The sequence below is a fragment of the Desulfovibrio sp. JC022 genome (assembly GCF_010470665.1).
Classification (GTDB): domain Bacteria; phylum Desulfobacterota; class Desulfovibrionia; order Desulfovibrionales; family Desulfovibrionaceae; genus Maridesulfovibrio.
Map to the genome: position 1 here is coordinate 26,807 of NZ_VOPZ01000009.1, position 25,481 is coordinate 52,287.

Annotated in this window: 29 protein-coding genes; 9 read left to right on the plus strand and 20 right to left on the minus strand. The window is 48.0% G+C overall.

Annotated elements, in window-relative coordinates; translation table 11 throughout:
- Positions 1 to 10: 10 nt before the first annotated feature.
- The 4 genes from FMS18_RS15430 to FMS18_RS15445 all read right to left on the minus strand — a co-directional run bounded on the left by FMS18_RS15430 (position 11) and on the right by FMS18_RS15445 (position 3,732).
- The gene (locus FMS18_RS15430) at positions 11 to 319 is read right to left on the minus strand and encodes an STAS domain-containing protein (RefSeq protein WP_163295579.1); all 309 of its coding nucleotides are present in this window, start codon (positions 317 to 319) and stop codon (positions 11 to 13) included.
- A 37-nt stretch (positions 320 to 356) separates the two neighbouring features.
- Entirely contained in the window at positions 357 to 1,616 is a 1,260-nt protein-coding gene (locus FMS18_RS15435; RefSeq protein WP_163295580.1) for a PP2C family protein-serine/threonine phosphatase, read from the minus strand.
- Between the two features lie 86 nt (positions 1,617 to 1,702).
- The gene (rfaE1, locus tag FMS18_RS15440; protein WP_163295581.1) at positions 1,703 to 2,713 is read right to left on the minus strand and encodes a D-glycero-beta-D-manno-heptose-7-phosphate kinase; all 1,011 of its coding nucleotides are present in this window, start codon (positions 2,711 to 2,713) and stop codon (positions 1,703 to 1,705) included.
- 92 nt (positions 2,714 to 2,805) lie between these two features.
- Positions 2,806 to 3,732, minus strand: a complete 927-nt coding sequence (locus tag FMS18_RS15445; RefSeq protein ID WP_163295582.1) for a ParB/RepB/Spo0J family partition protein — start codon at positions 3,730 to 3,732, stop codon at positions 2,806 to 2,808.
- Positions 3,733 to 3,852: 120 nt separating this feature from the next.
- Between FMS18_RS15445 and FMS18_RS15450 the strand changes: the two genes are divergently transcribed.
- Entirely contained in the window at positions 3,853 to 4,278 is a 426-nt protein-coding gene (locus tag FMS18_RS15450) for a hypothetical protein (protein ID WP_163295583.1), read from the plus strand.
- A gap of 55 nt (positions 4,279 to 4,333) precedes the next feature.
- Here the strand turns inward: FMS18_RS15450 and FMS18_RS15455 are convergent, their stop codons facing one another.
- The 8 genes from FMS18_RS15455 to FMS18_RS15490 form a co-directional block, all read right to left on the minus strand.
- Positions 4,334 to 5,116: an AAA family ATPase gene (locus tag FMS18_RS15455; RefSeq protein ID WP_163295584.1), complete on the minus strand. Its 783-nt coding sequence runs from the start codon at positions 5,114 to 5,116 to the stop codon at positions 4,334 to 4,336.
- Positions 5,117 to 5,400: 284 nt separating this feature from the next.
- Positions 5,401 to 6,408, minus strand: coding sequence for an NAD-dependent epimerase (locus FMS18_RS15460; protein WP_163295585.1), 1,008 nt, complete (start codon positions 6,406 to 6,408; stop codon positions 5,401 to 5,403).
- A 2-nt stretch (positions 6,409 to 6,410) separates the two neighbouring features.
- Positions 6,411 to 7,193, minus strand: a complete 783-nt coding sequence (locus FMS18_RS15465; protein WP_163295586.1) for a slipin family protein — start codon at positions 7,191 to 7,193, stop codon at positions 6,411 to 6,413.
- 26 nt (positions 7,194 to 7,219) lie between these two features.
- Positions 7,220 to 8,530 (minus strand): nodulation protein NfeD, encoded by a 1,311-nt coding sequence (locus tag FMS18_RS15470; protein WP_163295587.1) that lies wholly within the window; start codon positions 8,528 to 8,530, stop codon positions 7,220 to 7,222.
- Between the two features lie 124 nt (positions 8,531 to 8,654).
- The gene (locus tag FMS18_RS15475; protein WP_163295588.1) at positions 8,655 to 9,476 is read right to left on the minus strand and encodes a hypothetical protein; all 822 of its coding nucleotides are present in this window, start codon (positions 9,474 to 9,476) and stop codon (positions 8,655 to 8,657) included.
- On the minus strand, positions 9,452 to 10,663 hold the full coding sequence (coaBC, locus tag FMS18_RS15480; protein WP_163295589.1) for a bifunctional phosphopantothenoylcysteine decarboxylase/phosphopantothenate--cysteine ligase CoaBC: 1,212 nt from the start codon (positions 10,661 to 10,663) through the stop codon (positions 9,452 to 9,454). The genes FMS18_RS15475 and coaBC overlap by 25 nt, the downstream gene beginning before the upstream one ends.
- Positions 10,663 to 11,154 (minus strand): hypothetical protein, encoded by a 492-nt coding sequence (locus FMS18_RS15485; RefSeq protein WP_163295590.1) that lies wholly within the window; start codon positions 11,152 to 11,154, stop codon positions 10,663 to 10,665. The genes coaBC and FMS18_RS15485 overlap by 1 nt, the downstream gene beginning before the upstream one ends.
- Before the next feature lie 168 nt (positions 11,155 to 11,322).
- The gene (locus FMS18_RS15490) at positions 11,323 to 12,000 is read right to left on the minus strand and encodes a hypothetical protein (protein ID WP_163295591.1); all 678 of its coding nucleotides are present in this window, start codon (positions 11,998 to 12,000) and stop codon (positions 11,323 to 11,325) included.
- 148 nt (positions 12,001 to 12,148) lie between these two features.
- Here FMS18_RS15490 and queA point away from each other — a divergent pair, with 148 nt between their 5' ends.
- The 7 genes from queA to FMS18_RS15525 all read left to right on the plus strand — a co-directional run bounded on the left by queA (position 12,149) and on the right by FMS18_RS15525 (position 17,504).
- Positions 12,149 to 13,234: a tRNA preQ1(34) S-adenosylmethionine ribosyltransferase-isomerase QueA gene (gene queA, locus FMS18_RS15495; RefSeq protein ID WP_163295592.1), complete on the plus strand. Its 1,086-nt coding sequence runs from the start codon at positions 12,149 to 12,151 to the stop codon at positions 13,232 to 13,234.
- A gap of 181 nt (positions 13,235 to 13,415) precedes the next feature.
- Positions 13,416 to 13,646 carry a 4Fe-4S binding protein gene (locus FMS18_RS15500; RefSeq protein ID WP_015853687.1) on the plus strand — a complete coding sequence of 77 codons (231 nt, stop codon included), beginning with the start codon at positions 13,416 to 13,418 and terminating at the stop codon, positions 13,644 to 13,646.
- A gap of 1 nt (position 13,647) precedes the next feature.
- The gene (locus FMS18_RS15505) at positions 13,648 to 14,715 is read left to right on the plus strand and encodes a 3-methyl-2-oxobutanoate dehydrogenase subunit VorB (protein WP_163295593.1); all 1,068 of its coding nucleotides are present in this window, start codon (positions 13,648 to 13,650) and stop codon (positions 14,713 to 14,715) included.
- Positions 14,716 to 14,717: 2 nt separating this feature from the next.
- A complete protein-coding gene (locus FMS18_RS15510; protein WP_163295594.1) occupies positions 14,718 to 15,476 on the plus strand; it encodes a thiamine pyrophosphate-dependent enzyme in 759 nt (252 codons plus the stop codon).
- Between the two features lies 1 nt (position 15,477).
- Positions 15,478 to 16,020 carry a 2-oxoacid:acceptor oxidoreductase family protein gene (locus FMS18_RS15515; RefSeq protein ID WP_163295595.1) on the plus strand — a complete coding sequence of 181 codons (543 nt, stop codon included), beginning with the start codon at positions 15,478 to 15,480 and terminating at the stop codon, positions 16,018 to 16,020.
- Between the two features lie 344 nt (positions 16,021 to 16,364).
- Positions 16,365 to 17,183 (plus strand): shikimate dehydrogenase, encoded by an 819-nt coding sequence (aroE, locus tag FMS18_RS15520; protein ID WP_163295596.1) that lies wholly within the window; start codon positions 16,365 to 16,367, stop codon positions 17,181 to 17,183.
- A gap of 78 nt (positions 17,184 to 17,261) precedes the next feature.
- Positions 17,262 to 17,504: a hypothetical protein gene (locus FMS18_RS15525; protein ID WP_163295597.1), complete on the plus strand. Its 243-nt coding sequence runs from the start codon at positions 17,262 to 17,264 to the stop codon at positions 17,502 to 17,504.
- 51 nt (positions 17,505 to 17,555) lie between these two features.
- On the opposite strand, the gene FMS18_RS15530 is transcribed toward FMS18_RS15525, so the two are convergent.
- Complete coding sequence (locus tag FMS18_RS15530; protein ID WP_163295598.1) at positions 17,556 to 18,920, minus strand: NAD-dependent succinate-semialdehyde dehydrogenase; 1,365 nt, start codon at positions 18,918 to 18,920, stop codon at positions 17,556 to 17,558.
- Positions 18,921 to 19,070: 150 nt separating this feature from the next.
- Positions 19,071 to 20,693: a LysM peptidoglycan-binding domain-containing protein gene (locus FMS18_RS15535; RefSeq protein ID WP_163295599.1), complete on the minus strand. Its 1,623-nt coding sequence runs from the start codon at positions 20,691 to 20,693 to the stop codon at positions 19,071 to 19,073.
- 438 nt (positions 20,694 to 21,131) lie between these two features.
- Between FMS18_RS15535 and rlmB the strand changes: the two genes are divergently transcribed.
- Entirely contained in the window at positions 21,132 to 21,887 is a 756-nt protein-coding gene (gene rlmB, locus FMS18_RS15540; protein ID WP_163295600.1) for a 23S rRNA (guanosine(2251)-2'-O)-methyltransferase RlmB, read from the plus strand.
- 99 nt (positions 21,888 to 21,986) lie between these two features.
- Here the strand turns inward: rlmB and fliQ are convergent, their stop codons facing one another.
- The 6 genes from fliQ to FMS18_RS15570 form a co-directional block, all read right to left on the minus strand.
- A complete protein-coding gene (fliQ, locus tag FMS18_RS15545; protein WP_163295601.1) occupies positions 21,987 to 22,256 on the minus strand; it encodes a flagellar biosynthesis protein FliQ in 270 nt (89 codons plus the stop codon).
- A 41-nt stretch (positions 22,257 to 22,297) separates the two neighbouring features.
- A complete protein-coding gene (gene fliP, locus FMS18_RS15550; protein WP_163295602.1) occupies positions 22,298 to 23,089 on the minus strand; it encodes a flagellar type III secretion system pore protein FliP in 792 nt (263 codons plus the stop codon).
- Entirely contained in the window at positions 23,022 to 23,387 is a 366-nt protein-coding gene (gene fliO, locus FMS18_RS15555) for a flagellar biosynthetic protein FliO (protein WP_163295603.1), read from the minus strand. The genes fliP and fliO overlap by 68 nt, the downstream gene beginning before the upstream one ends.
- The gene (gene fliN / locus FMS18_RS15560) at positions 23,380 to 24,069 is read right to left on the minus strand and encodes a flagellar motor switch protein FliN (protein WP_163295604.1); all 690 of its coding nucleotides are present in this window, start codon (positions 24,067 to 24,069) and stop codon (positions 23,380 to 23,382) included. The genes fliO and fliN overlap by 8 nt, the downstream gene beginning before the upstream one ends.
- 96 nt (positions 24,070 to 24,165) lie before the next feature.
- A complete protein-coding gene (fliL, locus tag FMS18_RS15565; RefSeq protein ID WP_163295605.1) occupies positions 24,166 to 24,666 on the minus strand; it encodes a flagellar basal body-associated protein FliL in 501 nt (166 codons plus the stop codon).
- 78 nt (positions 24,667 to 24,744) lie between these two features.
- The gene (locus FMS18_RS15570; protein WP_163295606.1) at positions 24,745 to 25,473 is read right to left on the minus strand and encodes an OmpA family protein; all 729 of its coding nucleotides are present in this window, start codon (positions 25,471 to 25,473) and stop codon (positions 24,745 to 24,747) included.
- Between the last annotated feature and the right edge of the window lie 8 nt (positions 25,474 to 25,481).

Genomic DNA, 25,481 nt, shown 5'->3' on the forward strand with positions numbered 1-25,481 from the left:
GACCGATTGATTAATCCATTCCGAACAACGACTTGACCTGCGTAAGGTTTAAAAGTCTGTCCACCTGATCAGTAACTGCGATAATCTTTACAGTACGACTATCCTTGACCAGCATCCTGCGCAGCTCGATCAATGAAGCCAGTCCGGAACTGTCCAGATATTCAAGTTCGGACAGATCAACACGGACCTCCCCGGATGTCTGCTTCACAAAATCATGCATTTCATTCCTAAGATCGGGGGTCCCGGTAAAATCAACTTCACCGCTGATCTTGATCAGGACCTCCTCCATCGAGGATTCCATTTTCCAGCCTGCACCCATTTAAAACTCCTTACTGCTCCATTTAAACAGCCGGCCCTTAAGCCCTGTATATTTCGACCACGGTTGTATCATCATTAGGAGGGGTGTCCCCTCTCCAGTCGGCAACAGCCTTGAGGAGATTTTTCCCGGCATGAGGAGTTCCGCCCTGCCTGAGAATCTCTTCCATCCGTTCTTCGCCGAAGAATTCACCATCAGCGGCACGGGCTTCATCAACACCATCTGTGACAACAACCAGAGATTGTCCTTTTTCAAGGGTAATTTCACTGGTCCCGAAATCGCCTTCATCAAGAATTCCAACGGGCAAACCAAAAGGCCTCTCAATAGGCTCAGCCTGACCTTCCGAAATCAGCAAAGGAGAAGGATGCCCGGCCACCGCATATTCGCACTTCCCGCTCTCAGGAGTGTAACGCATAAGAACCATTGTGGCGAAGACTTCACCGCTCATAAATTCATAGGCACCGACGTTAATCGCCTTGAGCATTTCTCCGGGAGTCCGTTCAACCAGTGCTTCCGCCCTGATCCGGGTCCACAATGCGGACATGATCAACGCGGCAGGAAGCCCCTTACCGGCAACGTCAGCCACATAAATATACCAGCTTCCGTCTGAGTTGGGTATAAAATCGTACAAATCACCGCCTACAAACTGGGCCGGGACAGAACTGCCCCAGATCAGGTTATCACCTTCAAGTTCAGGCTGGCGGGGATTAAACTGTTTCTGAATGCGTGAAGCTGCTTCCAACTGGGTTTCAAACTTCTGCTGATTGAGCCGCTGCAACATCAGTTCGGAGCGGACCAACGCCACTCCGGCCAGATGGCCGAAGCTTTCAAGCAACTCCTCATCTTCCCTGCCGAAACATTCTTTATCTGCTGAGTTCAAGACCTGGACAACACCCAGTAGTTTATCCTGATGAATAATAGGTGTGCAGAGAATGCATCTGGTCTTGAAACCTGTTTTCTTGTCAGCTTCCTTGGAAAATCGCTCATCGTTCTGGGCATCAAGCACATTCAAAGCTTCACGGTGCTCAGCCACCCAACCGGCAACACCTTTACCCATGGGCAGCTCAAAGCCAGTTTTTAAATCCTTCATGGCTTTGTCGCCGAGAACGTCATTCATGGCCCATGCAAAATTGAGTACATTCTTCTCTTCGTTGTACAGCATAATCGAGGAAGCTTCAGCACCGGTCACATCCTGCGCCAGCCTTAAAAGCTGAGGCAGCAGATCCACCAGAGACTCAATACTGGCCAACACCTGATTGGCCTGAATCAATTTCTTTAATCTGTTAGCCTGTGTGTTCAAAATTCCCCCCGATTCATTTGCTCTGCAACATTTACCATGACAAGCCAGAGTACACCATTTCAATATATTTTGAAATTATTCAAATCTTATTCATTCCAGACATTGATTTCCGGCTTAGGCCAATCGCGCACAGCTTCGGCCAGTTCTTCTACTGATGCCGTAGCCGCGCCCACCTGACTCACAACTATCCCGGCAGCATAGTTTGCCAGCACGGCTGAAGTAAGCGGGTCCAGTCCAGCGGCAAGACCAAGTCCGAGGGTGGCGATCACCGTATCCCCGGCACCGGTCACATCAAAAACCTTACGGGCAAACGTAGGCACATGCTTGACCACATCCCGCGACTCAAACAAAGCCATACCGTCCCCGCCAAGGGTGATCAGCAGATGGGTGGGGTCAATACGGTCAAAAAGCCTGCGCCCGGCTTCCAGCACATCTTCCCGGCTCTTAACCTGCATATTGGCACCCTCTCCTGCTTCTTTGGAGTTAGGAGTGAGCATGCTGACTGATTTGTAACGGTCGTAATTAACTGTCTTGGGATCAACCAATATGTGCGGCTTATGCTGTTTTTCATCAAGAAGATTCCAGAAACGCTCGAAAAAGGAATCAGAAAGAAGCCCTTTCCCATAGTCGGAAAGGATGACCACTTTATAATCGCAGACTTCACGTTCCAGAAAAGCAAACAATTTATCCATGATCGAATCAGCAAAGTCCTCGGTCTTTTCGCGATCAACCCGGACCATTTGTTGATTATGGGCCATCACCCGCGTTTTCTTGGTTGTCGGGCGGTCATCTGATTCATACAGGGAGCAGGGAATCCCGGAATCGGAACAGAGCCGCTCAAAGACTTCCCCTTCGCCATCGTGGCCGACGAATCCGGTCAAATGCGGCTCACCGCCAAGGGCTGCAATATTTCGCGCAACGTTCCCTGCCCCGCCGAGCAGGTATTTTTCTTCAGTAACCTGAACCACAGGCACCGGTGCTTCCGGGGAAATACGTTCGACCGAGCCAATCACATAGTGATCAAGCATCACGTCCCCAATGATCAACACCTTGCGGTCTTTCAGTTCCGGGAGGATACTTAAAATCTTATTATCCATTCAATTGGTTCCTTTATCCTGTATAATTTATCTTCAATATGTGAGTATCCGGAAAACACAAAAGCATTTCCGGCATGATAATCTACAAATAATTACGAACGAAGTTCAAGAATAGCTATCAGACGCTCCAGCTCTTCTTCATTTGCGTAGCTGATTGTCATTTTCCCTTTGCTCTGGGAGCCACTAAAGGAAACCTTTGTTTCAAGAGCAGACTCCAAACGCCCTTTGATACGCTCAAGATTTTCATCAACCTTTTTCGGTTCTTTATTCTTGCTTTTGCTGGACTTCGGTTTGGCAACAACCTCACCTTCGGGCAGTTCGCCATGTTCCTTAAAATATGTAGCCGCCCCTTCACATTGGCGAACGGACATTCCGCTGTTCATGAGTCTACTGAAAAGCTCATCACGAGCATCATCATCAGCGACAGCCATAAGCGCACGTCCGTGCCCTGCGGAGATTTTTCCATCACCGATTGCGTTTTGTACAGGCTCGGAAAGAGTCAACAGACGCATGGAGTTGGAAAGAGCGGAACGGCTTTTCCCCACCTGACCGGACAATTGGTCCTGGCTGAGACCGAACTTTGTGATCAACTCCTGATAACCCTTGGCCTCTTCAATTGGATTCAGGTCTTCGCGCTGCAAGTTTTCAATCAAAGCAATAGCCATGCTTTCAAGGTCGGTCATCTCTTTGACCAGTGCGGGAATCTCTCCCAACCCGGCAAGCTTTGAAGCCCTTAAGCGGCGCTCCCCTGCCACCAGCTCAAAACGGTCTTTACGTCCGGCAATGGGACGAACCAGAATCGGTTGCAGCACGCCTTTCGCGCGGATAGACTCGGATAAATCCTTCAAGGCTTCGGGAGAAAATTCCTTACGCGGCTGATTCGGGTTGGCAACAATCATATCAATATCAATTTTCCGGGCATCGATTGAAACCTCGGAACTTGATTTATCATCAACACCCTTGCCGCCTCCCAGAAGGGCATCGAGTCCCCTTCCTAAACCGCCAGTGACACCTGCCATGGATTTTCTCCTTATGTTTACCAGCCTGTGAAAACGGGCCGGATAATATTTCCTTTGACTTGATCGAAACCGTGATTATTGTATCCCGAACTCATCATAAAAACTGACGTCGGAGGCTACATGTCTAAACACGATGATAATCTTACTGAACTTTTCGATAAAAACGGCAACCTGATCGGTGCCCTGCTTACGGCTGATCTTTGGTCCAAAGTTAAACCCTTGATCAAGGAGCTGCTTCCCAAAGAAGCCCCTGCGGAACGCCCGGAACCCATCGGCGAGTGGAACACCCTTAAAGAGTATTGGGATTTCCCCTACCCGATCGATACCGACGTTCATTGCGAACTTTGCGGCAGCAAGACTGAAGACTGGGAAAAAGATACTCCCCGCAAATTCAGGCTCATGTCCTGTAATCTCGGCGGACTGGTCTCATTTAAATGTTCCCAGTGCCAAGCACGTATTGTCAAAAAACATTTCAAAGATGAAATTACCGTTGAATGTACTCCCTACATTGAGAAGAAAGACACCAACTACGAAGCTCGTTATTAAGCTCAAGAGCGACGACAATACTCATTCCAAGGCCGACAGAGATGTCGGCCTTTTTTTATTTTACTTCCTGCTCTGCATCATGCCTTTTAACAACTTCCTGCGCCAGACTGAGATAAGCCATGGCACCGTTTGACTTCGCGTCATATGAAATCGCAGGTTTACCGAAACTGGGAGCTTCTGAAAGACGCACATTTCGCGGAACAATTGTCTCAAAGAGACTATCCGGAAAAGCCTTGCGCACCTCATTTTTAACCTGACGGGCAAGCCTGTTGCGCTTGTCATACATGGTCAGCACAACCCCTAATACAGCAAGTTCAGGATTTAACCTTTTCTTGACCAGTTCAAAGGTCATTAAAAGCTGAGCCACACCCTCAAGGGCATAATATTCCGTCTGAAGCGGAACCAGCAATTCTTTTGCCGCGCATAGAGCATTTACAGTCAGCAGACCAAGTGAAGGCGGACAATCAAAAATGATATAATCATATTCATCATCCACAGTCTCAACGAGGTCCTTCAAATAATATTCACGTCCCATTTTATCGATCAACTCGATCTCTGCCCCGACCAAGTCCTGACTTGCGGGCATGAGTGAAAGATAAGGGATGTCTGTTTGATATATTGCTTCCTTTGCTCGACTCGGCTCAAAAAGCACAGAATAAACATTCTCTCTTGAGTCGCCGGGATAGAAACCAAGTCCGCTCGAACCGTTACCCTGCGGGTCACAATCTACGAGTAGAACTTTTTTCTCCATTACTGCGAGGGAAGCGGAAAGATTGATGGAAGTGGTAGTCTTACCTACTCCACCCTTCTGGTTAGCTACAACGATTCTCTTTGCCACTTGAAACCACCTTGTTCATGAGATTTCAATTTTCATGTTTCACGTGAAACATTTCAACCAAGTTGACACAAAAACAACTTCGCCAAACTAGTCTTAAAAAAACTTTAAATCAAGAAAAGCAACAGAGAAAATGAGTGGTTAAATCTAAAATATCAACAGATAATCACCATAAAAAAAGCATTAAAATAACTATTTCAAGATATTAAAAAAAATTACAATTTAATGATCATCATAAAAAAAGGCCGCTCGAAAGCGGCCTTAATAAACTCAATGTGGATCAGCAATTAAACGTTGTAGTAACCCCTGTACCACTCAACAAACTTAGCAATACCTTCTTCAACTGTTGTCTCAGGCTTGAAATCAACATCACGAACAAGGTCATCGACATTTGCATAAGTGGAAGGAACATCACCGGCCTGTAATGGCATCATGTTCTTTTCTGCCTTCTTGCCGATGCACTCTTCGAGCACTTCGATGTAACGCATAAGCTTTGTAGGCTGGTTGTTACCGATGTTGTAGATACGGAAAGGCGCTGGACTTGTTCCCGGATCAGGGGCATCGCCGGACCAATCAGGATTGGGTGTGGCAGTATTTTTCATGACCCGGACAACACCTTCAACGATGTCATCAATGTAGGTGAAGTCACGCAGCATCTTTCCATGGTTGAACACGTTGATGGGCTTATCTTCAAAGATCGCTTTAGTGAAGAGAAAAAGAGCCATATCTGGTCTGCCCCAAGGTCCGTATACAGTAAAGAAACGAAGACCTGTAGTGGGGATATTAAAAAGGTGGCTGTAAGAATGAGCCATGAGCTCGTTGGATTTCTTAGTGGCCGCATACATGCTGATGGGATGGTCCACGTTGTCATGAATGCTGAAAGGCATGTTAGTGTTCAGACCGTAAACAGAACTGGAAGAAGCATAAACAAGGTGCTCCACTCCGTTGTGTCTGCAACCCTCAAGGATGTTCATGTAACCGACAACGTTGGAATCAATGTAGGCTTGAGGATTTTCCAAGGAATAACGGACACCGGCCTGCGCTGCGAGGTTGACCACATGCGTAAACTTCTCTTCTGCAAAAAGTTTCGCCATAGCTTCACGATCAGCCATATCCATGTAGGCAAAAGTGAACTTCTCGTGATCCTCAATCTGCTTGAGGCGGTTCTTCTTAACATTTACATCATAGTAATCATTAAGAATATCAAGGCCGACAACATCATGGCCTTCAGCAAGAAGACGTTTGGAAAGGTGAAAGCCGATAAATCCGGCTGCTCCTGTAACAAGGACTTTCATTATTAATCGCTCTCTTGGTCTTTTTTATCCATTGCCTCTCCCCTGCCGGTAATCGGCGCCAACATCTTTAATAAATCAAGAGGAAGAGGAATTATGGTGGAAGATTTTCCTTCAGCAGACATTTCTCGCAAAGTCTGCAAATATCTCAACTGTAACGCTTCTGGATGGGCTGAAATAATTTCAGCTGCTTCGGACAGCTTATCTGCGGCCTGAAACTCACCCTGAGCGTTGATAACCTTAGCCCGACGCTCACGTTCAGCCTCGGCCTGTTTGGCCATGGCACGCTGCATTTCCTGCGGCAGGTCGATGTATTTCAGCTCGACAGTACTTACTTTGATACCCCACGGATCAGTATGGGTATCCAGAATTTCCTGAATTTCACCGTTAACTTTTTCACGCTGGGAAAGTATCTCGTCAAGTTCAACGCCTCCACATACGCTACGCAAGGTGGTTTGTGCAAGCTGAGAAGTGGCGAACATAAAATCCTCAACCTCCAGAATAGCCTTGATCGCGTCGGTAACACGGAAGTAAACAACAGCATTGACCTTGATACTCACGTTATCTCTTGTGATAACATCCTGATTAGGAACATCTAAAGTCATAATTCTTAGCGAAACGCGAACCATGCGATCAACGATAGGAATCAGGATTATCAGGCCGGGACCTTTAGCATTTATCACCCTACCCAACCTGAAAATCACTCCACGTTCATACTCGTTCAAGACTTTCAAGGCTGTGATCAGAAAGAAAACTACCAATAATACTGCGGGAATTAAATAAGTCATGTTAACCTCTCAAATAATTACGCTGATCAACTTTTTTTTACGACTATCAGGTTCAGACCACGGGCCTGAACAACCTTAACCGCTGTTCCGGAATCAAAAAAAGTTTTATCCTCAGTCTCGGCATTCCAAATCTCACCCCGTACTCGTACCTTCATACGCCCCTCTCTTAGCTCTAATACTTCTCCTTCTAAACCAATCATGCTCTCCAGACCCACTCCTGACTTGGAAAGTTGGGCTTTGGTCACCAGATAAATAATAATCCCGGCAAAAACCGAAAAAGTCAGCACTGTACCGAGAATTGTCCCAAGGGGAATGCCGGGAGTCCCTTCCCTGAACAGGACCAATGATCCGATAAACAGACTGATCACAGCCCCAAGACTAAGCAAACCATAACTGACAATAAAAATTTCAAGGATAAACAAAACCGCACCCAGCATGAGCAAAAGCAAACCCGCGGCATTAGTTGGCAATATTGACATGGCGTAAAGTCCGGTCACAAGACAAAAAGTACCGATCACACCGGGCAATATGGTTCCGGGATGGGAAAGCTCGAAAAAAACACCCAGCACGCCACCAAGCAAAAGAAAATAGGCAACCTGCGGATCGAGCAGCCATGAAAGAACATCGTACCTGAAGCCCGGCTCAAATTTGCTGACCACCACCTCTGATTTTGAAAATTTAACCCTCTGTCCGTCTATAAGCACCCCTCTCGCACCGAGCTGCTCAAGAAAATCATTCACAGACAGGGCCATAAAATTCACAATGTTCAAAGTCACCGCATCCTGCGCATCAACACTGATACCATCCTGAACGGACATAGCGTACCATTCAATATTGCGCCCTCTCTTGCGGGCAATGCCCTTAATCAGGCTGACCATATCCCCGGTAACTTTCTTGCTCATGGTTTCGGGAAGTTCTTCACCTGACGATGAAACCGGGCTGGCCGCACCTATGGATGTGCCGGGAGCCATGGCTGCCACCTGCGCAGCCGCTGTTATAAATGTTCCGGCAGATGCTGCATGTGCTCCTTCCGGGCCGACCCAGACGCAAACCGGAACCTTGCTGTTCATGATGATCTTGACCATCTCACGCATGGATGTACCAAGACCGCCCGGAGTATCGAGACGGAGCAGCAAAAGATCATGATCGTCATCACCAGCCCGCCCAAGACCGTCCTCAAGCAGATGAACCTGCACCGGACTTATCCCGCCCTCAAGTTCAAGCAACAATACGTTGATCTGACGGGCAAAAACAGAATCTGAAACAATGCAGCTTAAAAATACTACCGTAATGATCAAACAATAAATGAATCCTGATCGTTTCTTTAAACCATGCATAGCGACTCCCGCGAAAAAAACTTTTATAGTTCATAATGCCAAATCGCGGGAGATAAATAAACAATGGAAAAAGAAAACCCCGCCTGCTGGAGACGGGGTTGATAATTTCAAAATGAAATAAAAACTAAAAGAGTGGTAATCGCAAAAGTGAGATACAAAGCAACTGCTGCTCATCCGGCGGCAGGTTCTTAAGAAAGTCCGGATCTTGGAGCATGAGCATCTGTACTCCGTTAGTATGAACCGACGCTGAACTCGAAGGAGCGTCAGGAGCGACAATTGAACGGGTCTGGTCACCAAAGCAAGCCACAAACTTCACCCCGTAAGCCTCTACTCCTTTCCAAAAAATATCACTCTTGTTTTCAAAGTCATTGCCGTTCCAAGCAGTACAAGGCCAGAACGAAATGGCTCCCTTGGGTAGGCCCATATAACCGATCAGAGATTGGAAAAGCTTGCGCCGGGCAGTATCAGCCTGCCCTGAAAGGTCTTGACCAAGCTGGGCATAGGTCCAGAAAATCTGCACGCGCGGACTGATGCGTCCTGCCAGAGTCGACCAAGGAGCCGGCCAGGACTGGGGATCAGGAAAATTTACCTTGGGCTGAGCCGAAGATTTACTCTTCGCAGGCATGCGCGAAGGTTTCGGAGCAGGAGTGCGATCAAAAGAAGGTCGCTGCTCTTGCTGTGGAGATTGCTGAACCGGAGCGGCCTGTTGCGCAGGAGCTTGTTGCGGAGCCTGATTCTGCTGCGCTGCAAACTGTTGCGGTCTTTGCTGTGGGCGTGATTGAGCCTGCTGGCGGGGTTGTGCAGGCACACCGGGACGCTGCTGCCTTTTCGGTTTTTCGAGTTCCTCGATGCCGGGCAGTGAATCCTTGAAAACATATTGCAGACCGTTTTGATACCACGGCCTGACACTTTCAAGCACATTTAATTCTGCAGAAGGAGATCCCATATACGCCACGCTACTTCGGTTTTGGGGAGGTCAGGCCATTCTTCGGACCGCCCTGTTCTGTCCAGAACATAGACTGAATTGGTGGAAGACTCAAATCCGGCTCCAGGCTTGTTGATAGGGTTAGCAACAATCAAATCCAGATTCTTGCGCTCAAGCTTACCCTTGGCTGCCTCTTTAATATTGGAAGTCTCAGCGGCAAAACCGATCAATTGCTGGTCATCACGTTTCTGTGTGCCGATAGTTTTAAGAATATCCGGGTTGGTATCAAAATCAACTCTGAGAGCATCATTGCCGGCCTTCTTAAACTTGCCTTCTCCATGCGGAATAGGTTTGAAGTCCGCAACTGCAGCAGTAAAACACCCGGTGGTACAACCGGGCCAGACCGCAGTGGCGGCATCATACATCTGCTGCGCGGAATCAACTTTGATCACATCAATATCTTCAGGAAACCACCAGTTCACCGGACCGGAAACCACAGTTACCTTGGCCCCGCGAAGCCATGCGGCCATGGCAATGCAGGCACCCATGAGACCGGAAGAAGGATTGGACCAGAAACGGACAGCATCCCATTTCTCACGGGTGGGCCCAAGAGTGATCAGCACGTGTTTACCGCTCATATCATCAGGAGCAACAGCGCGTAACCCGTGGGCATAAATGGACTCCAGCGGAGCAAGGCGACCACGTCCATGATCACCGCAGGCAACATCGCCGCAATCGGGACCGATGAATTCAACACCCCGTTCAGCAAGCACCCGGCAATTATCCTGAGTGGCAGGTGCATCCCACATGGCCGGGTTCATGGCCGGAGCCACAAGTTTTGGGCCACTAAAAGCCAAGCCCTGACAGGAAAGCATGTCATCCGCCAGACCATGAGTCATACGCGCCAGAACTGAAGCTGTTGCCGGGGCTACCAGCATGGCATCCGCAGCCTGTCCGGGCTCAAGGTGGCCGAAGGTGTCATCCATGGTCGGATACATTTTTTCCCAGACCTTGAAAGCACCAAGGGCCTCATAACTGAGGCCCTTGATAAATTCCTGCGCACCTGAAGTGAGCGTAACACTGACTTCGATCCCGGCCTTGCGAAACATACGCAGTAAGTCCAAAGACTTGTAAGCTGCGATGGAACCGCTGACGCCAAGGTGGATACGTTTTCCTAAAAAGCAGTCAAAATTAAGATGTTCATTCATTATTGTATAGTCTGTTCCTGAACCCCGCCGGAAAGGGGCGCGGAGTCGGACTTCATTTCAACGGCGTAGATTTCGACCTCAGTATTGTAGGAACCATCAAAAATTCTCACTGTGCAGCTCTTGTAAGGCTTGGTGAAAGAAAGAGTTGAAACAGTAGAGGTAATGGATCTTTCCTTGGTCCAGTTATCTTTTGCCATCTGGTTTACGAAAAAATCAATCAGGGACTGGTTTTCAACGCGTCCCTTGAGAACAATTTTTCCATACTTAAAAGACTGGTCTTCTGCAACATAGGACTGATCAGGTACCCTGCTCAGTTCGTTGGGAACGGCAATATCATCAAATTCAGTATAAGGAACAAATTCTTCATAACTTTCAGTAGCACCGGATGCGGCAATTACGGGTTCGTCAGAAGTTTTGTTGGTTCCGGCCAGACAACCGGTAAGTCCAACAAAAATCATGGAAATAAGAAGCATTTTAATGAAAGTACGCATAGTTAATCCTCCGATTTTAATGTCGACGCATATTGAAATTCAGGCCAGCCGGGCTGGACATAATTGATCACGCTAAACAGACACGGCATTGAGCAGTTGGCTCCACCGCATCTTCTAGACTTTTTCTACAGCCATGAGAGCAAAAAATCAATTCCGAAGGCAGGAAAATCAACCGTTCATGCGTTTGATCTTATCCATAAAATAATTTTCCATTTCTCTCCGGTCTTTGCGCAAACGAACCAATTCGGATTCCATAACCTCAAGCTTATGCTTCAAGTTAGTGTTTTCCTGAGCTAATTCAGTGGTAGCCTCTTCGAGTTCCACATCTTTCTGCTCAAGAGCATTGGTCCGAACGTCATACTCTTCAGTCATGGATTTTATATCCAGCTGCGGCAAAGCCTTGATTTTTTTCTGGCTGCGGGCAAGAAGAACAAAAGCTTTTTTGAGCTTGTAAATATCTTCGCGCTGCTCTTCAATGATTGACTTCTGGTCGGCAATCACTTCAAGTGACTTGCTCATCTTGTCCATCATCTCGGCAAATGCGCCGCTCAGCTCAGCCTGAATATTCATGGCCGGCTGGGCTGGAACACCACGCTCGGAAGGGCTGATCTCAATTGTACGGGGAAATTCGGAACGGAGCTGCTGCTCAATTTCCGTGGTAACCATCCCATCATTATATAATGTGACGATGCGCTTGAAGATTTCCACAGCGGATTCCGGGTACTTGGTAACCCGGCCCATTTTTTTACTGGAAAGAAAATCCTTGAACAGCGAAGCATAACGCCTTGCTGTTGGAGCGGGGATCATCGTAATCTTGGATATTTCAGCAACTGACAACCATTTCATAATCTAATCCGGATTTGGTGATCAACGTGACAATCAAACAGACTTGTTTGACCGGGCAATCAAAGGATAAACACAGCATTCATAGACCTTGAAGGTCTCTGCTGTAAAGATTCTTACCAGATTATCATCAATAAAGAAAACTGAAAAAATGAACATAAACACAGAAGACTTTTTCCTTAAAAGCTACGACTTTGAATTACCGGAAGACCAGATAGCGCAGTGCCCCGCAGTTATGCGCCATGGTTCCAAGCTCATGGTCCTTGATCAGAATAGCGGTGAAACCGAAACAAGAAATTTTACTGACATTGTGGACCTGCTTCCTGAAGGTGCCCTGCTGGTGGCCAACAACTCAAAAGTTGTCCCGGCACGTATCTTCGGTAAAAAACCTACCGGAGGACGGGTGGAATTCCTGCTGCTGACCCCCCTCCCGCTAATTGAAGCCGAAAAAGTTCCCGGTGGTTTTAAAGCGCAGGCCCGTGGCTTGCTTCGTGCTTCCAAAGGCCCAAAACCTGGTAATGAAATATTTTTTGATGGCGGCCTGAAGCTGACAGTGCAGGGCAAAGGAAGATTCGGCCTTTCCGAGGTTGAATTAGAATGGACCGGGGATCTGAAAAAGATTTTCGAGGAATGTGGTAAAATTCCTTTGCCTCCCTACATTCGCCGTGCAGCTGATGAAACAGACAATGAACGCTACCAGACCCTCTACGCTTGCGATGAAAAAGCCGGATCTGTAGCCGCCCCCACAGCCGGGCTGCATTTTTCCGAAGAGATCAATGAAAAACTCAAAGCCAAAAACATCGAACGCGCAGAAGTTACATTATATGTAGGTTACGGAACCTTCAGCCCGGTTCGCGCCGAAGATATCCGTGATCATGAGATGCATCATGAATACATCGAAATACCAGAAGAAACAGCCGCCGCTGTGATCAAAGCCAAGCAGGAAGGACGTCCGGTAATCGCAGTGGGCACCACCTCAGCCCGCACTCTGGAAGGAGCTTTCCAACAGACCGGCGAAATTTGTGAATTTAAGGGTGAAACCAACATTTTCATATACCCCGGCTTTGAATTCAAGGTGGTCGACCGTATGATTACCAATTTCCATTTGCCAGAATCATCCCTTGTCATTATGATTTCCGCTCTTGCAGGTAGGAAAAACGTTTTGAAAGCTTATTCCAAAGCAGTGGAGAACCAATTCAGATTCTTCTCCTACGGCGATTCAATGTATATAAAATAAAGTACGAATAACGTTTGAACGTAGTTTTGACGGAAAAATTTGCACCTCAACGCAAATAATTATACGTTGTCTTCCAACAGTCACATTTTCATAATGTGCTACCCACAAGTTAATAAAGACTCTAATGGTCCCAGCCCGTTGATATAACGGGCTTTTCTGTCCACGGTAACAGGAGTTTAGGATGTCACGAGTAGAATTTTTGGATGAACGGTGCAAGGGCTGTCTGCTCTGTACCACCGTCTGTCCAAAGGAAATCATAAGGCAATCCGACCGATTCAACCAACATGGCTACAAAGTTGCTGAAGTCGCGGCTGAGGATATGGAAAAGTGTACCGGATGTACTTCCTGTGCGCTGATCTGTCCGGATATCGCTATCCGGGTATACAGAACCAAAAAGGCCAAAGGAGAATAGTATGGCTAAGAATGGCGAAAAGCTTTTTATCAAAGGCAATGAGGCTATCTCCCGCGGCGCAATCGCAGCCGGGCTTAAGTGCTACTTCGGCTACCCCATCACCCCCCAGAACGATATCCCGGAATACATGTCCGCAGAACTGCCCAAAGTCGGCGGCGAATTCGTTCAGGCTGAAAGTGAAGTTGCCGCTGCAAACATGCTCATCGGCGCAGCAGCCGCAGGCTCACGTTGCATGACCTCTTCCTCCAGCCCCGGTGTATCCCTAAAACAGGAAGCCATCTCCTACCTCGCAGGTAGCCAGCTTCCCGCGGTTATCGTCAACATGAACCGCGGCGGACCGGGTCTCGGCGACATCGGTCCCAGTCAGGGTGACTATTTTCAGGCCACCAAAGGCGGCGGACACGGTGACTACCGTACCCTCGTACTTGCTCCCGGTACCTGTCAGGAATGCTACGACCTCGTCATCGAAGCTTTTGACCTTGCTTTCAAATACCGCAACCCGGTCATGATCCTCGGTGATGCCATCGTCGGTCAGATGAAAGAGCCCGTTATCACACGGGAAGTCAAAGAGCACGATGCAGCAGAAGGAACCGAGTGGCGCATCGAAGGTGCCAAGGACCGTGATCACCGCATCATCAAGTCCCTGTTCCTCACGGAAGGTTCTCTCGCAGGCCACAACCAGGCATTGCAGGCCAAATATGACGACATGGCCAAATCCACCAAGCAGGAACTTTTCGAAACCGAAGATGCCGAACTTATCGTGGTTGCCTACGGTTCCATCGGACGTATCGTAAAGAGCACAGTACGCAAACTGCGCGCACAGGGTCACAAGGTCGGCTTGTTCCGTCCTATCACCCTCTACCCCTTCCCCTCCGAAGAGCTGAACAAGCTCGCCAAGCAGGGTAAGAAGTTCCTGACTATTGAACATAACCTCGGTCAGATGGTTGAAGACGTACGTCTTTCCATCCGCACCATTACTGACAGTGATTTCTTCGGCTTCATGCCCGGAAACCTGCCCACCCCCGACGATTTCGAGGAGCCCATCCTCAAAAGCCTTGGAGGGAAATAGATATGAGCGAACAAGAAATTCTCGCCTTTGATAAGGCTGACGCTATTGTAGACGTTCCCACCCACTACTGTCCCGGCTGCCAGCATGGTGTAGCCCACAGGCTCGCGGGTGAACTGCTCAGCGAAATGGGTTTGACCGAAGACACTCTTCTGGTCACCTCCATCGGTTGTTCCGTATTCCTCTACAACTACCTGAACGTGGACAGTGTGGAAGCACCGCACGGCCGCGCACCGGCTGTTGCGACAGGCGTTAAACGCGCACGCAAAGACAAGTTTGTACTCTCCTATCAGGGTGACGGCGACCTCGCTTCCATCGGTATGGCTGAGATCATGCACATTGCAAACCGTGGTGAAAAAGTCTCCATCATCTTCGTGAACAACACTGTTTACGGTATGACCGGCGGACAGATGGCCCCCACAACTATGGAAGGCCAGAAAACCACCACTTCCCCAAATGGACGTGATCCCATGAAAGAAGGCCAGGCTATCCGCATGGCTGAGATCATTGCCCAGCTCGGCGGCACTGCCTATTCCGCACGTGTGGCCCTGAACAATGTGAAGAACATTCGCAAGGCCAAAAAAGCTATGAAAAAGGCTTTTGAAGTGCAGCAGAAAGGTCTCGGTTTCGGTTTTATCGAACTGCTGGCAACCTGCCCCACCAACTGGAGAATGACTCCCATTCAGGCGAACGAAAGGGTTGAATCTGAAATGATCCCCTACTTCCCGCTGGGTGTATATAAAGACGCAACCGCGGAGGACTAAGATGAGCAAATACCTCGACAGCATCATTGCCGGATTCGGCGGACAGGGCGTTATGCTCATCGGTAACCTGCTGGCCTATTCAGGCATGAATGCCGGACTCAATGTAACCTACATTCCGGTATACGGCCCAGAAATGCGCGGCGGAACCGCAAACTGCACAGTCGTACTTTCCGACGATGAGATCGGTTCCCCGATCATCCGCAGCCCGCACAGCCTGATCATCATGAACCGTCCTTCGCTGGATAAATTCCAGCCCATGCTCATGGATAACGGTATCCAGATCGTCAACTCCTCACTCATTGATGAAGAGTTGGTTGAGACTGATCGCATCAAATCCTACCTCGTGCCCTGCAACGATATCGCCGACAAACTCGGCAATGCCCGCTTGGCAAACATGGTAGCACTCGGTGCATTCATCAAGGCAACCGGAATCATGGAAATGCAGGCAGTCATCGACTCCCTCGAAAACGTGATCTCCGCACACTACCATCATCTCATTCCCAAAAACGCAGAAGCCCTCCAAGCAGGTGCTGACGCTATTTAAGTTACTACTTAAACGGCCCGTGCGAACCAAGTTCGCACGGGCCATTTTTTTTATTGCCTCCGGCGGCCAAAGGAGAGGGGAAAACCCTTTTGCTACCGCCAAAAAGTGTTTTCCCCTCTCCTTTGGAATCCTCTCCCCTTTCCCAAAACGCGTTAATAATCTTTTCTCTTTAGCGCAGCAAAACATACCTTATTTGCTAAATGTTCCTGATTCGGTCAAACTGTCTTAACGCAACGTCCAGTCTTTAAAAATTTTCCTGAATTTTATCATTCAATTTAAGCGTATTAATTCAAAAAAATGACCTTCACTCTACGAAAGACCACAAAGGTCTTCAGGAGCTAAATATGGAAGTATTCAAGCCTGAAAAGCTTTTCGGAATTATCGGACACCCTCTCGGGCATACCATGAGTCCCCTTTTGCACAATTGGGGCTTTTCAGAACATAAAATCCCGGCAGTTTATATGGCATGGCCTACTGAACCGGAAAAAGTTGAAAATTTTATGCAGACTTTCAGAAATCTGCCCATTTCCGGCATCAGCGTGACTATTCCGCACAAACTTTCCGTAATGAACTACATTGATCAGCTAACAGAGCGCGCCAAGTCAGTTGGAGCGGTGAATACACTCTATTGGAAAGGTGATAAAATCGTGGGCGACAACACTGATGCCGCCGGAGTGTCCGAGCCGTTACGCCCCTATTCTGATCAGATAAAAACGGCCCTGTTGATCGGTGCAGGCGGCGCTGCTCGCGCTGCGATCACCGGACTTCAATTATTGGGCATCAATGAAATATTCATCACCAACCGTACCAAATCCAAAGCAGATGATCTCGCCGCTGAATTCAAAATATCAGTCCTTGATTGGGACACTCGCGGCGATCAACACTTCGATCTTATCGTGAATTCAACCTCGCTGGGCATGTCTGGAGAATTTCAAGAGATCAACCCCATGATCATGGACAATCAGGATGCGAACACCATCGTCTTCGATCTGGTCTACAATCCCATTGAGACTGTTTTCGTCAAGGAAGCCAAGGCCAAGGGATGCACCGTAATTCACGGAATAGAGATGTTTGTCCATCAAGGGATGGAGCAATTCCGGTTATGGACCGGAAAAAAATTGGATGAGAAGAAAGCGCGGAAATTATTGCTGGATAATTTGTAATCACCTTGACATAAAAACTGGTACACCATATGTACCGAAAAAGTACTTGAACTAAACAAAATTCAAAAGGAGATTAAAATGGCACGGCCCTTTATTGCCCCAGACCCTAACGATAGATCTGTAAATGAACCCTCTGTAGTTGTTAGCGCAAACCAAGTTTTGGGCTATTACAACCAAGAAAACAAAGACAATAAAAGAGAAAGAGTCGTAGATTCTGTTAAATCTTGGTACATGGATAAAATGGAAGAAGCTGGATGGAGTGAAGCAAAATTCACAGGAAGCCAGTGCGTTTTAGGTGCAAATATTAAATTAGAAAAATAATTTTATTACCGTAGCTGTTTATAAGACAGGTACGGTAATAAAATACTTCACCTACCCAATACAAACAGATTTCACGTTGGTAAATTCGCGTATTCCATAAGTTGAAAGCTCACGCCCGTAACCGGAGTTCTTAACACCACCGAATGGCAACGGCGGACGGCTGCTGACCCGTCCGTTCAGGTAAACCAAACCGGCCTCGATCTGACGGGCAAGGCGTAACCCTTTTTCTTCATCGCGGGTCCAGACAGAACCGCCAAGGCCGAAAGAACTGTCATTAGCCATTTCCATAGCCTGCTCTTCGCTGTCTGCACGAAAAACAAGGGCTACGGGTCCGAAAAATTCATCACGCCCTGCTTTGCTGTCAAAAGGAACATCAGTAATAATTGTCTGGGGATAAAAAGCACCCTCGCCTTCAGGGATCGAGCCGCCAATTACCAATTCTCCACCGACTTTAAGGCAAGCATCTACCTGTATTTGCAGATCATTGCGGAACTGATGTGAAGCCATGGGCCCCATTACAGTGTCTTCATCCAGAGGACTGCCCATAACTACTGATTCCATACATCCCTTCAGCTTCTGCACAAAAGAATCGTAAATATCACTGTGAACAATGAACCGCTTGGCAGCAATACAGGCCTGTCCGGCATTGGAACAACGGGATTCAGCCCCGATAACTGAGGCTTTATCCAGATCTGCATCAGCAAGGACCACGAAAGCATCACTTCCGCCCAACTCCATAACTGATTTCTTGAGCTTTGCCCCGGCTGCTGCGGCAACTTTGCGCCCTGCACCTTCACTCCCTGTGAGGCAAACTCCAATTACGGAATCATGATCAAGAACCTGTTCAACCTGCCCGGCCCCTATGAGCAGGGAACGGAATACGTTTTCAGGAAATATGGAATCACGGAAAATATCCTCAAGAGCCAATGCACACTGAGGAACGTTTGAAGCGTGTTTTAAGACCATTGTATTCCCGGCCATAAGTGAGGGCACGGCAATGCGCAAAACCTGCCATACGGGGTAATTCCAAGGCATAACAGCCAAGACCGTTCCCATAGGCGCATAGTCAACGTAACACTGCATGCCGTCCACAGTTTTCGGCTCACTGGCCAGCATGTCCGCGCCATTGTCAGCATAAAAATCACAGACCGTTGCAGACTTTAGAACTTCTGCCCTGCCGGACTTGAGCGGCTTGCCCATTTCAGCTGCCATAAGCTCTGCAAAGCTGTCCGCGCGTTCGCGAAGCAGCCCTGCCAGATTGCGCAGACAGTCTGCACGCTGCTCAAAAGAGCTTAATTTCCATGTGGAGAATGCATCCGCAACTGAAGATAAAATTGAAGAAGTTTCTGCGGAGCTTAATTCGGTAAATTTTTTTTCGACCTTTCCGGTCATAGGATTGGTACTCTGAATAGCCATCTGGGCAATACCTTGTTTTATATGATTCTTCTCAAATGAAATGTGATTTTGATCACTGCGTGGAAAGGCTACTTAACAAGAAAGGAACAAAAGAAAAAGGCGGCTGCCCTTGGACAACCGCCTTTATTTTGATTTTAAGCCAAAAAGGGATTACTGAACGTAAACCTTGATTCTGTCACCGGGACGAAGAATTGATTTTGAATTCAGGCTGTTCCATTTCATGAGCGAAGAAACTTTCACTCCGAAACGGCGGGCGATTTTCCAGAGATTGTCGCCACGACGCACGCGGTATTTAACCATTTGCTGTTTTACGTTCTCAGCCTTGGCAACGGAACGGGCAGAACTTTTGGCGTTGTTGTCGGGAATGTAGAGCTTCTGGCCGATCTTCAGCTTGGAAGAATAAATCCCGTTGGCACGCTTGAGCGTAGCCACACTTACACTATAACGGCTGGCAATATCCCAAAGGGTGTCACCCTTGCGAACCCGGTAGTTTGCCCTGCTCTGAGCGGTACGACGGGTTTTACTGGCCTTGGATGTATAGAGAGACTTGGAAGCACCTTTACCCGGAATCATGATGTACTGGCCGGGCTTGATCAGGTTGGATCTGCGGTTGTTGACCGACTTGAGCACTGCCACAGGAGTACCGTAACGGCGGGCAATGCGATACCAGGAATCACCCTTGCGGATTTTGTAGCGCTTGTACCCCGCAAAAGGACGTGAGTTGGGGGATTCAAGATAATCGGCAGCATCAGCCATAACCCTTTCGGGCAGGTAAGCATTGATAACGGCGTTGGGCGGGCTGACCTGTCTGCGGAAATGGGGGTTGAGCTTATGAAACTCACTCCATTTCATGCCGCAGGCTTTGGCAAGGGCCAGCAGATCGGTTCCGCCGGGAACCTTTACTGTTTCAACCTGAATACCGTTATTCCAATCGATATTCTCGAATCCAAGCTCTTCAAGGTTTTTAAAAATCTTGGAAATAGCAATAAACTTGGGAACGTAGTTCTTTGTTTCTTTGCGTAATCTGTAACGATAGCTCAGCTTATAATTCTTTTTGGTAAGATCAAAAAAATCCTGTGCACCGGTCTTACGGAGTGCACGCCCGATCTTTCCTTCACCAGCATTATAAGCGGCCAGAGCAAGATACCAGTCTCCAAACATGCCATGAAGAACATTCAGATACTTTGCAGCTGCAACGGTCGACTTGTACGGATCTCTGCGTTCATCAATCCACCAATCGACACGAAGGCCGTAAAGACGGCCTGTATAAGGCATAAACTGCCACAGGCCACCGGCACCGACACGTGAATATGCCCAGGCATTGTATCCACTTTCGGCAAACGGCAACATTGCAATATCTTCGGGAATACCATTCTCCTTCAGTACCTGACGTACGTAAGGAAGAAATGGCTCGGAACGTTTCAACCACCGGGTAAAAGTCTTACGGGCTTTGTGAGTAAAAAAACCAAAATATTGCTGAACTTCCTTGGTATCGTGTTCGTTGAGGTTGAAGTAGATACCGTTGCTGGACTGGAGGACTTTTTCTTCCTCCGGGGTAAGTATCTCTTCTTCCTGCGGTGCTGCTTCAAGCTCAGGGTCGAGAGGCTCAACACCGGAATCGGTAACCTCAGATTCCACTGAAGCTTCACTTTTAAGAGCAGCTGTAGTCTGAGCATCAAGCTCAGCCTCATTAACCGGAGCAGTCTTGGCAGAACATCCGGCAAAAAATGCAAATAAAGCCAGAAGCGCGATTAACCGAAATGAATTCAGCATCTTCGACCCCTTGTCACTGTGGACGTCAAACGTATTGATTTTATCCATAATTTATCTAGAAAAACTATAAATTTTGCTTGGTTAGACACTGATATTTAAATTTAACAGCTTAAAAATAAAGGATTTTCAGTGCATATGATTGAGTTGTTCAAACATATGTAGAGCTATACTAAAGCGCGAGGGTTTGCAATAGTAAAACGAAAGGTATAGGTTGCCAAAACCGTTCAGGCGCAAGGGTTTTAGTCCTGCCCGGTCTGTTTTAAAATGGATTTGGTGTTAATAAAATGAGATTCGTATTCACCGTAACAAAGCATTTTTATTAACCAATTCCCCGCATGAAAGTTAGACACTTTCATACGCTTTAAATGCCCCATACAAACACAAAGAATCCGCACTCAGTGCTAATTTTTATATTTTTAATAAAAAGGTAAACTTTACATGAAAAAAAGAACCAGAGAAGATGACAACACCATCATAGCAGGCCGTAAACCGGTTCAAGAGATGCTTTTAGATGCTCCGGAAAGGATTGACCTGCTTTATCTGCAAAAAGGGCGTCAGGACAAGAATTTCGAGCGCACAATCCAACGCTGCAAAAAGCACGGCATCAAATATAAAATTGCAGACAAAACTGAACTGGGTCGGATTTATTCCGGAAACCATCAGGGAATCATCGCAAGAGTTGCCGCCATGTCCTACGCTGACTTCGATGATATGCTGGAAAATCTTTCAGATTCTCCCCTGCCTTTGCTCATCGTTCTCGATCAGGTGCAGGACCCCGGCAATATCGGTGTGCTGGCCCGCTCCCTGTACGCACTGGGCGGAGCCGGAATTGTAACCGCCAAGCACGGCGGGGCATTTCTGGGACCTGCGGCAGTTAAAGCTAGTGCCGGAGCACTGACCAAGCTTCCCGTAGCGAGGGTTAACAACATTTCGCAGGCTCTGGACAAAGCCATAGATATGGGCATCAACATTTACGGAGCCGGACTTGATGTTGATTCCTCCTCCGCTTACACAGCTGAAATCAATACCCCGGCCATTCTCGTGCTGGGCAACGAGGAAAAAGGTATCCGCTTCAACGTTGAAAAACGTTGCCAGAAACTGATCCACATTCCCTTCCGCCGCGAATTCGATTCCCTGAATGTTGCACAGGCCGGAGCCATGCTGATAAGTGAATTTGCAAGACGTCTGGGTTAATTTCCTGCAATACAACCTGTCAAACCAGACATAAAGTAAGCCCCCTGAAGATCACACTTTCTTCAGGGGGCATTATCATAGAAAAAAACTAGAGTAACTCTACTTAATATAGTTGGGCAGATTAAGAAAAATATTGCGTGTAAAATCAATCATTTTATCCATGATCCACGGAAAAGCAAAAAGCAATGCAATAAACATGGAAACAATTTTGGGCACAAAGGTCAGGGTCATTTCCTGAATCTGTGTAGCAGCCTGAATAACGGACACAAAAATACCTACCACCAGCCCGACCATGAGCATGGGCAGAGCCAGCGTAAGGGCCAGTTCAATTGACTGTTTCGCAAATCCGATAACAAATTCTGGGGTCATTTTTTATGCCTCCGCGTAAAAAAAACGCACTACTGCCCGGGTCACTGAAAAGTGTTGACGATGGAGCCCGTCAAAAGCGACCAGCCGTCAACCATGATAAACAGCAATATCTTAAAGGGCAATGAAACCATTGCCGGGGGCAGCATCATCATACCCATGGCCAGCAAAATACTGGCGATAACCATATCAAGAATCAAAAAAGGCACATAGATCAGAAATCCGATGGTAAACCCGGTCTTCAGCTCACTGATGGTATAGGCGGCAACGAGGAGCATTGTGTTGACATCCTCTTTGGTTTCCGGCCGCTTTTCACCGGTGATGGAATAAAAAATGGAAAGGTCTTTCTCTCGGGTATGCTTGAATAAAAAAGTCCTGATGGGAACCTGCGCCCGGTCTATGGCTTCTTTAAAACCGATTTCCTCATTGAGATAAGGCTGCAAGGCTGCATCGTTAACAGCCTTCCCGGTAGGCATCATAATGACCACGGTCATGAAAATGGCGAGGGAAGCCAGAATCTGGTTGGGCGGCATCTGCTGCGTGCCCATGGCCTGACGCAGAAAGTGAAAGACGATAATAATCCGGGTAAATGAGGTCATGGTCAGCAGAATAGACGGAGCCATACCCAGAACAGTCAGCAGAAACAGGATTTCCAACAGTTTGGCAACCTGCTCCGGTTCTTCCTGCCCGGCGGCAAGATTGAGCGAAAGGGTAGGTACTGTATCCTGCGCAAAAGCAGCTGCCGGAATGAGCAGCAGAAAAACTGCGCTAAGAGTCAGAAGAGCCGGAGCTTTCTTTTTCAAGATACCCGGCAAAGTCGCTATCAGTCTTTGCATGCCCTTCATCCCTTGCATGGAGCAGAGTAATTTTATCATGAGTAACACCGACCACCATTTCGCGATCGCGATACCTGACCACTGTAATATTCTGGCGCGGACCAAGCGCAAGTCGATCCACAATTTCAAGCGCGCCCCTTCTGGTGCCCGGAAAAGCACCGCCGATATTCAAACGGCGCAAAAAATAATAAGCCAGAAACAGCATTGCCAAAATGAAAAAAAGTGCTGCCGACATCTTAAGCACAGAGGTAATCCCGGAATCCGGAGCCATAAGAACAGCAGCAGTGGCATTAGGCAAGGTGCTTCACCCTTTCAATGGGACTGATAATATCAGTCAGCCTGATACCGAATTTTTCATTAATAACAACAGCCTCGCCACGAGCAACCAGCTTGCCGTTAACATAGATTTCAAGGGGTTCCCCGGCCAGCTTGGTCAATTCAACAACAGAACCGGTTCCCAGTTGCAGAAGCTCGTTGATGAGCATCCTTGAACGGCCCAGTTCCGCAGAAACATCCAGCGGAATATCGAGAATAAAATCGAGGTCACGCCTTGAACCGTCATGGCGCGGGTTCTTGGCTTCATTGGTCAGGTCCTTGAAATCAGCATCACGGGTCTGGGTGCGCAGAAATTCCTGTTCTTTTTCCTTGCGGATGTCATCACCGGTATCTTCCGCCAGCGCAGCAGCCCATTCATCAGCAAGACCTTCATCTCCGCCGCCACCGGCGTCGAGATCCATTTCACCGCCGCCCTCATCACCCTGCTCACCGAGGGCAGCCGCCCATTCGTCAGCAAGGGCATCCTCGTCGGCTGCTCCGCCATCATCCTGGTCGGCCAGAGCCGCAGCCCATTCATCAGCTAAAGCTTCGTCATTACCGTTACCGGGATCACCGCCCAGAGGGTCACCACCTTCGGAATCGTCAGTGAGTGCGTCCGCCCACTCCTGCGCGAGTTTATCCTGATCAAGATCATCTGACATCATAGCAGCCTACCTCCGGATTAATCATTGGCCATCCCGTAAAAACAGTTCTGCCGACATAAATTCGACACACCATCAAGGGGTTAAGCAAAAACCGTGCTACTGGATAACCATATCCGTAAAATATACCTGTAAAACCTTGGAACCGCCCATAATTTGATTCAACCGGTCTACAATTTCCTTTTTCAGGAGAATTTTGCTCTCCATGGTGGAAAGATCCTGATAAGTCTTGCTGGAAAGCAGCAGGATAAGCGTATCCTTGACCATGGGTTCTTTCTTGGAAAGCTCAGCCACAGCTTCCTCGCTGACAACTTCAACATCAATTCCGAGCTTAAGATACCTGCGCCCGAGCGGATCAGCAAGGTTGACTACAAAAGTAGGCAGGGTAATGGTGAATCCGTCACCGGGCAGGGTTCCGGGATCTTCACCCTCGGCAGCCTGCTCATCCTTCTGTTCTTCCACAGCATCATCAGGCTGGGCGGCAAAAAATTTCTTGTAGGCGAAAAAACCACCGCCACCAAGTATCGCCAGAAGCAGGATAAGGATTATCCACTTCAGCATTCCGCCTTTCTTTTTCGGTTCCTGACCATCATCAGCCATGATTCACCCTCTTAAGCTTAATATTGCGCCAATCAAATTCATCAATATGAATTTGATAACTTTTTTATAGGACTTACACTAATACCCCCCCATGGGGGGTGTTGTCTTTATCAATATTTCAACCCGCCTGTTCTGTGCGCGCCCTTCCGGAGTTGTGTTGCTGTACAACGGAAAGGTCGGCCCGCAAGCGGAAACTGTCAACCGGTCATTTTGGATGCCCTGCTCCACAAAAAACGTGAGTACGGCCATGGCCCGCCCACCGGATAATTGGAAGTTCGCCGGACTCATGCCGCCGACATTATCCGTATACCCGGCAATATTCACATCCGCGGCTCCCAGATAATCCAGCACCGGAACAAACTGGTAAAGCAGTATTTTTGCCCTCTCGTCAAGTTCCGATTTACCAAGGGGAAACATTAGCTTATCCGTAAGCACCAAAGCCACACCTTCAGGTTTAGCAAGTACCTTCAGGTTCTCATTAAGAGTAGCCCGGTCCATATCAGGCGGCAAAACATCATCCGGGAAAAGCAGATCCTTGATCCGATTCTGTTTTTCCAGCACTTCCCACGGCCTTTCAAGAAATTCACTGACCAACTTCACTTTGGCCGTTACCCGCCCGGAACCGCGTTTGTCCAGAAATCCAAGTTCAGCAGGCATAATGGTAACCCGGGTAATAAAACTCTGGTCCATTGAAGCCATACTTAGCAAGAGCACAAAAAAAGTCAAAAGCAGGGTGACCAGATCAGAGAATGTTACCAGCCATCCCCCACCCGGATCCGGCGGCTTTTTTACTTTATCGCGGCCCATGGTCTATC